Below are 13,135 nucleotides of genomic sequence, written 5' to 3'. Positions count from 1 at the left end.
GAGAGAAATTAAAATGCACCAATGAAAAAGAAGGGGGCTGTCTTTTGAAGACAGCCCCCTTTTTTCTATTTTATTTATTTTTTAATTAATTTTTCTGTTGCGATTCGCTTCCCATCAGCTTCTAAACTGATTAAATACGTACCTTTTCCTAAATGGTTCATATCAAGTACAACTTCAGCTTTTCGTTCACTAATTTTTTGTTTGTAGCGCTGTACACCTAAAAGATCATAAACAACTAAATATTGTGCATTTTCATTTGAAGTACCGATATTGTAAGTAGCATAAGTAATATCTGCTGTAGGATTTGGAGAAAGCGCTAGAGATGGAATCTCTAATCCATTTAGGTTCATGATGGCACCATCTAACCTTATAGATACTTTGTTTGCACAAAAATCTCCCGTAGCAACAAATTGATCAATTACACCTGATGAATAGGTAGAATTGACATAGAAATCAACAATAAATGTGTTTGTTCCATTTGTAATTGTATGTACTGCAGGAGAAAAATTACCATAGCCATTTAAACTACTTAAATAAATTAGTTGTGTACCTGTAGGATTCGTAATGTCCACTTTATATCGGAGTCCACCTTGAATCCTATTGATTAAGGTAAAGATTATTTTGAAGGAACAATCTTTCTGTGAACAGTTAGTAGAATTGATGGTAATATTCGGTTTATTACTTACAAATGTACATCCGTTTTGAGTTACACTTAGGGAGTATATACCACCTCCATTGAGTAGTTGATTTGGAATAATACTATTATTTCCTGATAGTGTAACTGAATTTGATCGTTTCCATTGATAATTTTCGTATCGTCCTAATGGTCCTAGTAGATATGTATTACATACGGTGTAACAACCTTGCGGAACAATCCACAACGAACGCTCTGGATTATGAGGAGCTTGAATACTACCTATTTCACTACAACCTGTAGTTGCAGTATAAGTTACTGTATAAGCACCACCATGATGTACTTCAATACTTTGTCCTGACATACCATTACTCCAATTATAAGTTCCTGTACTCGGTCCAGTAGCTGTTAAGCGTATGGTATAAGGATTACAATTGATTACGGTAGCAGAAACAGTTGGTCTTGTAACTGCAGGATGTACCTGAACAATTGCTTTGAAGCTATTGCTACAAGAAGCATCATTAGTTATACGAGTGTGGAAGAAATATTCATAGGTTCCTTGTGCAAGCCCATTCAGCGGTAGTGTTTTATTGGCTGTACTAGTAGACCAGTTGCCTAAGGCAGTTGGAATATTCGGTCCTGTCCAACGGAATTCAACATTTGCATCTGTTGTAATCCCTGTTAATACCGTATTTTCTCTGAAACAGAGGTTTGTATTACCTTCGATACTCGCAAATGGCGGTTGACGTAGCGTATAATGTTTGGGTTTAGAAACCATTATTGAACTCTTACATCCATTTTGGTCAATTAATATAGGCCAATAGTTACCACTTCGTATGGGTTGAAAGGTTAATCCTGTTCCGGCCTCTTCATTATCACGCATCCAGATGATATTACTCAGTGTAGATGACGTAGGGGATGTTACTGTAAAACTCAGAGGCGTAGGAGTATTCGCACAAAATTCAGCTGGAGTAGGGTTAATCGTTCCTATATTGAAGTTTGCCTGATTTATTCGCACTTGGATGTTATTCGTTGAAGTATAGCTACAACCATAAGGCGTCGTAATCTTTAACTGTATTGGATAAGTTCCTGCTGATGCAATATTAATTGGCGTTTGTGCGCTTGATGCCGTAAAACTTGTACCATTAAAAAACCACTCATATCGATATTCTGGATTATAGTTGGCGAGATTTAATAGGATTTTATCATCAGCACAGTAGTTAAGCGGTGAAAGTGTAAAATTAGGATTAGGTACAGCGCCAATAGTCACAGGTACAGAAACAGAGCAATTAGGTTTCCCAGGTGAACTTAGTGTAAGTGTGTACGTGTAGTTACCTGGGCCAATGCTATTGATGGTGTGGTTTTGTCCTGATGTTGGACCTGTTATACCTGGACCAGTATAGGTATAGGTAATAGGGAGTCCAGCATAAGCAAGATCCGAGTTATTAAGAAGCTCTATCTTGTAAGTTCCATCGCTGTTGCATGTAACTCGTGTTTTCATCTTAGCTTGGTAGTCTTTGATTATTTCAATTTGTTTAGATATTGTACAATTACCATATCGCAATACGACAGAAATACGATGACCTCCTACAACATCTGTTGTGTAATTAACAGAGCTAGCGTTTTCTGGATTTGGCGTGATTAGAGTTAAATGCTGAGATCCTTTCCAACTAATTCTATCAGGAGGACGATTAAACGTCACATTAGCTTCGAATTCTTCGCATTTTGTCCATGCAGCATCTAGGTTAATATTAGGGAATGGACTGATGGTACATTCTGGTGCTACTGAGCAATCACTTAATACTTCTACTTCAGGTGATTTTGAAGTACAACCATTGGTAGAGTCTGTAACATACACTCGATAACGTCCTGTTGGATTAGTACCTGATATTGTATAAGTAGAGGTGGTGACACCTGTTGAAATACCATTTTTATACCAAAGATAAGTTACATTTACAATTCCAGTAGGTACTGATGCATAGAGTGTAAAGGGGGTATAATTGTCAGAGCATAATAAAAATTTATAATGTGGTCCAACTGTAATCTTCATTGGAGGAAGAATTGTTACATTTAGTGTTGTTTGAACTTTAATACCACATACTTCATAGTGGAATGTAATAGACTTGGAGATATTTGAATTTGTATTGTTTCTAAACCTATTTGCTATCGTTAAAGGAGTGCCACTCGTAAAGGGCATGCTTACTATAGGGAATTCTCCATTATAATCAATTTTTACTATTCCAGAAGCCATAGGATTGGTTGTTAGAACGACGTCAAAAAATGAAGTATCCGCACAAATTGGAGCTATTGGAGCAACACTTAATGTAGGAATTTTTATTATGGTGATAGGATAGGTTTTGGTAATGGTAGTACCACATTTTGTTACTGTAGCTTTTAAAACACCAGTTTCTGAATTGGAACCTATAACGTTATTGAAGCTAACGGTTGCGATTTTTGCATTTTTTCCATCTGTAATATTACCAAAGTTGGTACTTCCCGTACTACTCAGAATACTCCATTCAATATAGTCTGGATCGACATCTCCTAAATTTAAAGAAAAAGTTGCACTTGTACTCGGACAAAAAGCAGTCAAGTTATTTTGAGTGGTAATAACAGGATTGAGTATAGCTTGTTCAACAGCAAGGCTGATTGGAGGGGTGCTACAAGTTACTCCATTTACTACTTTTTTCTTGACAACACTAATGGTTCCAGGAGCAGTGAATTTAACGTCAACTTGTAAACCTGAATTAGTGCCAATTATACTCCCGTTGGTTATATTCCAGACATAGATATAGCCAGGATCATTTTCGGTTATTTTATAAGTGTAAGGGGTATTAAAACACACTTTTTTAGGGCCTTTTATCTCTCCATTTATTACCCCTGTTTTGATAACTTCTGTAAGTAAAGGTTCTGTTACACAACCATTGTAATTTGCGGTTACCAAGTGTGTGCCACTATTTGGAAAGTTGTATTGCATTGTACTCCCTGTAGCTGTATAAACACTTGTTCCGTTTAGTGTAACAGTCCATTGTACACTAGTATTATTGCTGATGCTGAAATTTTTAGTAGTAGAAGGACATATTGTATTTCCCGTATTTGAAGTAATGGTAGGACGTGCTTCTATTTTAAATACGGTAGTAGCCTCACCTCTGCAATTTCCATTGTCTATCAGGGTGTTTCTATACCTTGCTTTTAGAGTGTATGTTCCCGGTGTTGTTCCGTTAATTATAATTTCATTGCGTTGATCTGTACGCACTAAGAAAGGATGATTAGGATTATCATTGATCATCCATTCAAATTCAGTTGTAGGCCATTGAGGTAAGGTGAAAAGACCTTGGCCACTTTGACAAATAATACCAGGTCCTATGATTTTGCTTGTTGCTAAGATAACAGGCACTTTTACCGTGCTCCATACAGGGCAGGTACATTTCGATTGATAAGCTACATAACCAAAACCTTCTATTAGGTCAACTTGATCCCATCGCACGTTGATGGAGTTTCCTACAATATTCAGAATTGTACCACCTTTTACTTTCCATTCACCATTGGCACAATTATCATTAACCGTATAGGTAGCAATACTTTTATCACAAACTACACTTGGACATGATATTTCAAAAGGCTCTGAATCGTAAATGTAGATTTCCTTTTTGTAGGTTGAGGAACAATTACAGCTGTTGGTTACGGTTAGTGTTACTATGTAGTTTCCAGTTTGTCTATAAATATGAATGGGTTCAGAAGCATTGGATGAAGTACCATCACCAAAGTCCCAAAAATAATTGATAATATCCGTACCTCCATTTGTAGAAGACGTATTGTCAAAGTTAACAGGCGTATTCAAACAGAATTTAGCTTGTTCGGGATCAATACCTGCTATTTGAAATTTTGCGCTAGGGCTTTTGATTTTCTCTACACAGAGGGTGAGTGTTTCTGATGTATTATTTGTATAGGTAACGATAAGCGTAAGACTTCCATTTCTTGTCGTATTCCAATTGACTATCGCTTGATTATTGGAACTAGTACTGATAGTTCCTCCTGAAACCTGCCAGGTTACTTGTCGGAGATTATTCGCTCTAAAGTTGTACGTTACGGTGCTGTTTTCACAAACACGAAGACAGAAACCAAGACGGATTTGCTCATAAAGTGAATAGTTGCTACTATCTTCTTTGGTGTTGGTTATAATGATACATCCAACTTCTTTATCCCAAGTTAAAACAGGATTCATTCCTAGTTGAGCCTTTATTCCTAAAGACCATAGTGATACTAGTAAGATGAGCCAAAAGCCCCGAATACTAATTCGATTTGTAGTGTTTGTCATAAAATAATAATTTAAGTTAATGTTTGATTAATTATTTATCAATGATTGTTCGATTTTCTTTTTTATTTGCTGAGAAATAAAGGGAAATTTCTGTGATTACTCGATTATTATTTGAGACAAAAACTACTGTATGCTTGGAGAAAGCTTTTGTTATGACCTACATTTTATCAATTTCATTTTGCTTTTTAAAAGCAATATTTTTGTTTAAATAATTGATTTATAGTTTTTTATTTTTGTTTTATAGTATTATTTCTTTATCAAAAGAAAAGATTTTTATTTTAAAATCCTAATTTTTTCTTAATAAAAACAAAATAAAATGTAAATTAAATCCAGGTGTTCATAGGGTTGATTTGTTGAGTAGGTGTATTTCTATTTTATCATAAAATTTTTAAGTATGTTTAAAATTGGAAATAATCTCTATTGTATTGGGGTAAATTTTATTAATAGAGATTTATACCAAAAAAAGAAGCAGACATTTGAGCTTAAGTGTTTGAAAAAAAAGGATTCACGGTTTCTTCATTCCCATAATAATAACATAACCATTTCATAAGGTTAAAAAGAGGGAATTAACATTTTTACTGCTTAGATTTAAGTAAAAGAAGTTAGTCTATGGAAATCCTTTATGTTATTATTGTATTGCATGCAGAAAACAAGCAAGCTTTTACAATTGAATTAAAAACTTTATTCCCTTTTGCAACAATAGAATATGTTGCTTATGAAGAGAATTCTTTGTTGTTGTTATCCATTAATATCGATGAAATATGCTGGACAGATTTTGATTTTTCTGTTTTCTTTTTGGAGGATAAAATTGCTTCTTTTAGTCGAAATCATCCGTATTTAAAAATAGGCGTAATCAATAAAATAGGTCAAGTGGATATGTGTTTTTACGATAGTTATATCCTAAAGAATAAGCAAATTGTCTTTGAATATGCGGAATTGTACAAGGGATATATTCCATTGTTAAAGGAATTGCTGGGTCAAAATGACGATAGACCACTCGCTGTATTTGATGCTATTTTTACTCAAGGATAATAGGAGATTTAAAATTGTATAGAGAAGAGAGAGAATCTCTTGTAAAAAGGTTAAAAAAGCGCAAGTTGAGCGTTAAATACTTAACTTTGCTAGATTGAATACAACCAAAAAAATATACGTATGTTATCATTTAATAATGAGACCAAACAATTGATTATTCAGGATAATTACAAGGGAAGATTGACTTCTTCTCGTCTGATGTCTGCTGTTATTTTAGGAATGTCTTTGATTCGTTTATTTATGGCGGATTGGAAGAGTCCTAAAGAAATGGATTATGTTTTTTGTATTATCGCAGCTGTTTTTTTGTTTTTAGCTTATAAAAACTTTTTAACTAAAACTGCAGCAGAACAGTTGGATAAGGTCGCAATTAAGTATGTGAAAATGCCTAGAGGATTAGCTACAAAAGCAGTCGTTAAATTGAATAATGGTAAAGTAAGAGAAATCTTCAACTTAAAAACCAAAGAACAACAAGGGATGTTGAGAAAAATTTTGACTAATGCTAAGATCACAATGAAATAGGCTGTTTAGCAGTCCATACATCTAGTTTACAAAAAAAGAGAAAGAAGGGATTTATCCCTTTTTTACATTTAAAATAAGAGGGATTTGGCAAAAACCAACAGAAAGCTTACTTTTAGTTGAACAAGTCTTGGAATAAATAAGAACACAAATTCATGAATGAATCACTTGGTTTGAGAAGTGTAGTGGTTACACGTTATGTCACTCCTTTGCGAGAAGGAGGATCTTTACCAGCCTTAGCAGATGCGGATGATGACTTTAAATATGTCATTAAGTTTCGCGGTGCGGGTCATGGGGTAAAGGCCTTAATTGCAGAATTATTAGGCGGATTATTGGCTAAAACACTTGGTTTACCAGTACCTGAATTGGTTTTTGCAACTTTAGATGAAGCTTTTGGAAGAACAGAAGCAGATGAGGAAATTCAAGACCTATTGAAGTTTAGTCAAGGATTGAATTTGGGATTACACTTTTTATCCGGAGCGTTGACTTTTGATCCCCAAGCGTATGAAGTAGAGGAAAAATTAGCGTCTCAAGTCGTTTGGTTAGATGCGTTTATCACAAATGTAGACCGCACTTTTCGCAATACCAATATGTTGGTTTGGCATAAAGAATTGTGGTTGATTGATCATGGAGCTTCTTTTTATTTCCATCATTCTTTTACGAATTGGGAGAAAAGTGCCTTGACGCCTTTTACGTTGATTAAAGACCATGTATTATTGAGAAAAGCCTCTCAGTTGGATGAGGTAAATGAGGCGTTTACCCGTATACTCACGGATGAAGTTCTACAAGATATTGTGCAACAAATTCCAGTGGATTGGTTAACTTGGGAAGAGTCGGAGTTAAGTCCAGAAGAAATAAGAGCTGTTTATTATCAGTTTTTAAAACTCAGACGCGATCATGCGAGCCTATTTGTTAATGAAGCAAAAAAGTTACGTCATGTTGGTATATGAGTATGCAGTGATTCGATTTGTTCCTCGTGTAGAACGTGGAGAGTTCATTAACATTGGACTTTTACTTTTTTGTAAACAGAAGCGAGCCCTACGAGGACAGTATTTTTTAAATCGAGAAAAGTTAGCCTGTTTTGCTACAGAAATTGATTTGGATGTGCTAGAAAAGCATATCCAAGCGTTTATTGCTATTGCACAAGCAGAAGCAAAGGAAAGTCCCATTACGGAATTTGATGCGGCAGAACGCTTTCGCTGGTTGGCTGCAACAAAGAGTTCTTGTCTCCAAGTTTCACCTACTCACTGCGGTTTGACAGCAGATGCAGACCAAACGTTTAATCAACTTTTCGAAGAATTAGTCTTGTAACTATGCCGTTATTTTATCTCAAGGATGTCGTTGTAAATAAAATCAAGTACTTTTTAGTTCGCTTGCCGTTCTTACTTAGTTTTATCTCTTTATTTGTCCTAATTTTTGATTTGGGATTTAATACACTCAATGATTATCACAGCCATTTACACCATTTGTACAATGTGTGTTTGACTTTTGGCATGGTCATTATTCTCTATCGGTATTATCAAGCATTTCGGAAAAATAAATTTCCTAGTTTAGGGGTGAAGATTTTCGATGTGTTTAGTGTACTTTTATTTTTGACACTGGTTGTTGTTCGTTGGCAACCTGAACATACAAGTCAATTTTTTGACAGTAATGCTGTTATTTTCTTTGCTGTATTTATCATGCTTGTACGTGAGTTTTCGATGCTACAGCTCAATTTAAAGAAAACAAAACTCACGCCTCCTCAGTTGTTTATTGTCAGTTTTTTGTTGATTATTTTCATAGGAGCTTTTATGCTTTCTTTCCCCAAGGCTACAGTAACGCCAGGGAGTTTACGCTATATTGATGCGTTGTTTACTGCAACAAGTGCTGTTTGTGTCACAGGATTATCCACTGTAGATATTGGCAGCCAATTTACGTTTTTTGGAAAGACGGTGATGATTTTTTTGATGGAATGTGGAGGATTGGGAATCATGACTATTGCTAGTTATTTTAGTTATTTTTTTAGGGGGAAAGCCTCTTACGGCAATCAATTGGTTTTAAAAGATGTATCCTCTATTGATAAATTAGGGGATGTGTTTGGTACTTTAAAACGCATTATGATTATCTCGGGAATTATTCAATTTATAGGGATGATTGCTATCTTTATCAGTATTCGAAATCAAGCGTTTGATTCCTTATTTGAGCGTGTATTTTTTGCCATTTTTCACGGCGTTTCTGCTTTTTGTAATGCTGGATTTTCAACCTTGCCTGAAAATTTATATACCTTAGAATATCGGTTTAACTATCCACTGCAATTGATTATTGCTGGTTTGTTTATTATGGGAGGATTAGGATTTCCCATCGTTTATAATGTGTACAAATACATCAAGCATTTAATCGTTAATCGATTGCTGCCGTTTAGTATACAAGAGGCTAGTGTATATGTCCCTCGCGTAATTAATTTAAGTACAAAGATTATTTTAATTACAACGGCAGGATTAATCGTAGGGGGAACTGCCTTCGTTTATTGCTTGGAATACAACAATACGCTAGCAGAACACCAGGGGTTTGGAAAAGTAGTTGTAGCCTTTTTTACCGCTACCTCACCGCGTACTGCTGGATTTGCTTCAGTAGATAACAATTTGTTTACTGTTCCGACTTTCTTAATTCTCATGTTGTTGATGTGGATTGGAGCCTCTCCAATATCCACGGGAGGTGGGATTAAAACAACAACCTTTGCTATTGCATTATTGAATATATGGACCTTGATGAAAGGCAAAACGCGAATTGAAATCAATCGAAGAGAAGTAGATGAATCTGCCGTGAGACGTGCTTTTGCCATCATTTTTTTATCTTTGTTCATCATTGGAATTGCTTTATTTGCTCTGACTTTTTTTGAACCGAATATCGATATTATTCGCCTGTCTTATGAGGCGTTTTCCGCTTATAGTACGGCGGGATTAAGTACAGGTATTACAGCAAAATTAGCCGATCCAAGTAAAGTAACGCTTATTATGCTCATGTTTGTTGGAAGGGTGAGTATCTTGACCCTTTTAATTGCCATTAGCAAAAAAGAAACGATAACCAATTACAGGTATCCAACAGAAGAAATTTTGATTAACTAATAGAAAAGTTAGGATGAAATATATAATTATCGGTTTAGGGAATTTTGGAGCTTCTTTAGCGCAAAAGTTAACCGAACAAGGAAATGAAGTCATTGGAGTTGATAAGAATATGGCTCGTGTTGACGCAAATAAAGATAAGGTCTCTCATACCATTTGTTTGGATTCAACGGATCAGTATTTGGTGGCTGGATTACCTTTGGCTAATACGGATATCGTGATTGTTGCCATAGGAGAAGATCAAGGAGCCAATATCATGACAACTGCTGTATTAAAAAATTTAAATGTCAAACGGTTAATTAGCCGCGCGATCACGCCCTTGCACGAAAATGTATTGCAAGCGATTGGCGTGGATGAAATTGTTCATCCAGAAGAAGAAACAGCAGAGCGTTGGGCGAAGAAACTCTGTATAAAAGGAGTGGTTGATTCTTATGAAATTAATGGGCGTTATAGTATTGTTGAAATTACAATATCCGATCGATTTGCCAATCGAACACTTGGAGAAATAGGATTTAGAACCAATTATAATTTAGTGGTATTAACTACGCTGAAAGTAAAAGAAGAACGCAATTTCTTTGGTGCACAACGAAAAATACACGAAGTACAAGGAATAGCATCTTATGACACAGTATTGCACAAAGGCGATATCATGGTTATCTATGGAGACAACAAAGATATCAAACGCATTTTAAGCGAGTAGGGGCGAATGGCAATTCGCCTTTAGTTATCCTTTATGGCAATTCGCCCTTTAGTACCCATCACCCTTTGCGATATTCTTATATTGCATATGTCAATGTGATATAGTGTAAAAAAAAGAGTTGTAATTTACATTACAACTCTACATTTCCAACGGGATAATCTCCTAGATAGTGAGATAAATCTATTGTTTTATACGTTAATTTCGAATATTTGTTTGAAAAGAGAATGATACAAGCATTCGAATCTGCTAAGCGAATATAAGAAGAAGTGTTTCCTCTCCACCAGCCGTTGTGGTAGGTGTAGTTTTTGTTGTTCTTCATTTTGATTAGACGCAAACCTAAACCATAATTGCGTGTTCCTTTGCTTTCAAAGCTATAGCCTTCTGTCATTTGTGTTTTTAAGTCGGCACTTAAAAAATCATCTGAGTACAGGGCTGTATCTAATTTAAGCATATCTCTTGGCGTGGTATAGATATTTTTATCTCCATACGTTCCATCCATATAATCCCAATGCATTTCGCGATAATTTGAATTATACGATTGGGTTACTTGATTTTTATGTGTAATATCATCAAAGACAAAGCTGTGGTTCATTTCCAAAGGGTCAAAGATTAAATCGCGGACCACTTGTTTGAATTTTTTTCCTGTTACTTTTTCTGCAATAGAGGCTAAAACAACGTAGTTAGTATTACTATAGGTAAAACGTGTATTGGGTTTAAAATCTAAACTAACCGTTTTACTGTTGATTATTTCAATTACTTGATCATTGGTAATTACATTTTGACTTGTCCATTTGTTTGGGTAATACCCATAGTATTTTAAGCCACTACGGTGACTTAGTAATGTACGTATGGTGATATCTTCGTGTGGAAAGCCATCAATAATTTCTGAAACGGGCTGGTCTAAGCTCAAAAGCCCCTCTTGTACCAAGCGCAAAATAGTGACGGCTGTAATTACTTTACCTACAGAAGCTACGTGAATAGGTGTTGTTTCGGTAATGGCCTCATTTTGTCTTTTATTGGCATATCCAGAGTAATTTTCATATAGAATTTTGCCGTTTTGCGCGACTAAAAAACTTCCTGTATAACCACTTTTTTTGATATATTGATTGTAAAAATCTTCGATTTTTTGTCCTTTTTCAAGGATATATTCCGGTTTTAGTTCTTGAAATGAAGTTTCATAAGGCTTATCAATAAAGACATTGTGTTCTTTGATGATAGGCATATTCAAGGCTAAATCCATAGTAGCATCCTGCTGCTGTTTGCAAGAAGCGAAAGCTAATAAGCTAACTAAAGAGATTGCGAGTTTGGTATTCATTAGTCTTACTGTCTTTGTAGGGATTTTTTAAAGAAAAAACCAAATTAATAAAAGTTATCGAATATCAAAGAAAAATCTAGCTAAACTTTCAGATTACAAATGAAAAAAATAGAAAGAACACAATTTATCGTCTTTTTTAAAAGGATAAATGCAAGATTGGCGATTTAAATTTTGTATAATGGGGGTGGAGGAGTTAGAATGGGATTCTGTGCGTCTTTGTTTAGATATGAAGTAAAAAAATAGTAATTTTACTCACAAATAGTAAAAGATATGAGTAAGATAGAATGGAAAACGGCAATCGAGTTTGAAGACATTACCTATAAAAAGTGTAATGGAGTAGCGCGTATTGCGTTTAATCGACCAGAAGTTCGAAATGCTTTTAGACCTAAGACAACAAGTGAGTTGTATCGCGCTTTTTACGATGCACAAGAAGATACCTCTATAGGCGTAGTTTTACTTTCTGCGGAAGGACCTTCACCGAAAGACGGTGTATATTCTTTCTGTAGTGGTGGAGATCAAAAAGCGAGAGGACACCAAGGATATGTAGGAGAGGATGGAATGCATCGCTTGAATATATTAGAGGTGCAGCGATTAATTCGCTTTATGCCTAAGGTAGTTATTGCTGTAGTTCCAGGATGGGCTGTTGGTGGAGGACATAGTTTACACGTGGTTTGTGATATGACTTTAGCCAGTAAAGAACACGCTATTTTCAAACAAACGGACGCTGATGTAACGAGTTTTGATGGAGGGTATGGTTCTGCTTATTTGGCCAAAATGGTCGGACAGAAAAAAGCAAGAGAGATTTTCTTTTTAGGAAGAAACTATTCTGCTCAAGAAGCCTTTGAAATGGGGATGGTTAATGCGGTGATTCCACATGAGGAGTTAGAAGATACAGCCTATGAATGGGCACAAGAAGTGTTAGGTAAATCACCAACATCAATCAAAATGTTGAAGTTTGCGATGAACTTGACAGACGATGGAATGGTAGGGCAACAAGTATTTGCAGGAGAAGCGACTCGTTTAGCCTATATGACAGAAGAAGCAATCGAAGGACGTAATGCGTTTTTAGAGAAACGCAAACCGAATTTCCCTAAAAAGTGGATTCCATAATAGATAAAAAAATAAAGTAAATAGTTTATCCGCATTCTCGGGGAAAGCTGTATTTTTGCAGTCTTATGCAGATCGCCTTATCGCTGGTTTAGCAATAAACGAGAGGAAAGTCTGGACACCATAGAGCAGTATAGTGGGTAACACCCATCCGCGAAGTAATTCGTGAGGACAAGTGCAACAGAAAGGATGTACAGGTAAGGCTGTAGTGAAATCAGGTAAACTCTATACGGTGAAATGCCATGTATATTTAGCGTTTGAGGGCTGCTCGCCCGATGCTTTAGGGGTAGGCAGATAGAGCCATTGAGTAATTGATGGCCTGGATAAATGATAAGGGTGCACTTCGGTGCATACAGAATCCGGCTTATAGATCTGCATTTATTTTTAAATCAATGCACAAGAATAAAAAGAT

General features: G+C 35.6%; 9 protein-coding genes and 1 other RNA gene. 8 read left to right on the top strand and 2 right to left on the bottom strand.

What is annotated here, in order from left to right:
• Positions 1–74: 74 nt before the first annotated feature.
• Positions 75–4,952, bottom strand: a complete 4,878-nt coding sequence (locus tag HX004_RS08935) for a PKD domain-containing protein (protein WP_286442147.1) — start codon at positions 4,950–4,952, stop codon at positions 75–77.
• 609 nt (positions 4,953–5,561) lie between these two features.
• Here HX004_RS08935 and HX004_RS08930 point away from each other — a divergent pair.
• The 6 genes from HX004_RS08930 to HX004_RS08905 all read left to right on the top strand — a co-directional run bounded on the left by HX004_RS08930 (position 5,562) and on the right by HX004_RS08905 (position 10,301).
• A complete protein-coding gene (locus HX004_RS08930) occupies positions 5,562–5,984 on the top strand; it encodes a hypothetical protein (protein WP_286442146.1) in 423 nt (140 codons plus the stop codon).
• 120 nt (positions 5,985–6,104) lie between these two features.
• Positions 6,105–6,503 carry a hypothetical protein gene (locus HX004_RS08925; protein WP_286442144.1) on the top strand — a complete coding sequence of 133 codons (399 nt, stop codon included), beginning with the start codon at positions 6,105–6,107 and terminating at the stop codon, positions 6,501–6,503.
• Positions 6,504–6,655: 152 nt separating this feature from the next.
• Complete coding sequence (locus HX004_RS08920) at positions 6,656–7,450, top strand: HipA family kinase (RefSeq protein WP_286442143.1); 795 nt, start codon at positions 6,656–6,658, stop codon at positions 7,448–7,450.
• A complete protein-coding gene (locus HX004_RS08915; protein ID WP_286442142.1) occupies positions 7,437–7,811 on the top strand; it encodes a DUF3037 domain-containing protein in 375 nt (124 codons plus the stop codon). The genes HX004_RS08920 and HX004_RS08915 overlap by 14 nt, the downstream gene beginning before the upstream one ends.
• A 2-nt stretch (positions 7,812–7,813) precedes the next feature.
• Positions 7,814–9,604 carry a TrkH family potassium uptake protein gene (locus HX004_RS08910; RefSeq protein WP_286442141.1) on the top strand — a complete coding sequence of 597 codons (1,791 nt, stop codon included), beginning with the start codon at positions 7,814–7,816 and terminating at the stop codon, positions 9,602–9,604.
• A gap of 13 nt (positions 9,605–9,617) precedes the next feature.
• Positions 9,618–10,301, top strand: a complete 684-nt coding sequence (locus HX004_RS08905; protein ID WP_286442140.1) for a potassium channel family protein — start codon at positions 9,618–9,620, stop codon at positions 10,299–10,301.
• Positions 10,302–10,431: 130 nt separating this feature from the next.
• On the opposite strand, the gene HX004_RS08900 is transcribed toward HX004_RS08905, so the two are convergent.
• Positions 10,432–11,616, bottom strand: coding sequence for a serine hydrolase domain-containing protein (locus HX004_RS08900; RefSeq protein ID WP_286442139.1), 1,185 nt, complete (start codon positions 11,614–11,616; stop codon positions 10,432–10,434).
• Positions 11,617–11,886: 270 nt separating this feature from the next.
• Between HX004_RS08900 and HX004_RS08895 the strand changes: the two genes are divergently transcribed.
• A complete protein-coding gene (locus HX004_RS08895) occupies positions 11,887–12,726 on the top strand; it encodes a 1,4-dihydroxy-2-naphthoyl-CoA synthase (RefSeq protein ID WP_286442138.1) in 840 nt (279 codons plus the stop codon).
• A 64-nt stretch (positions 12,727–12,790) separates the two neighbouring features.
• Positions 12,791–13,106: RNase P RNA component class A (gene rnpB / locus HX004_RS08890), an RNA gene on the top strand.
• The last annotated feature ends 29 nt before the right edge of the window (positions 13,107–13,135 follow it).

This window comes from Myroides sp. 1354, from assembly GCF_030324495.1.
Lineage (GTDB): Bacteria > Bacteroidota > Bacteroidia > Flavobacteriales > Flavobacteriaceae > Flavobacterium.
The sequence above is the reverse complement of the archived record's forward strand: the minus strand, read 5'-3'. Positions and strand labels throughout refer to the sequence as shown.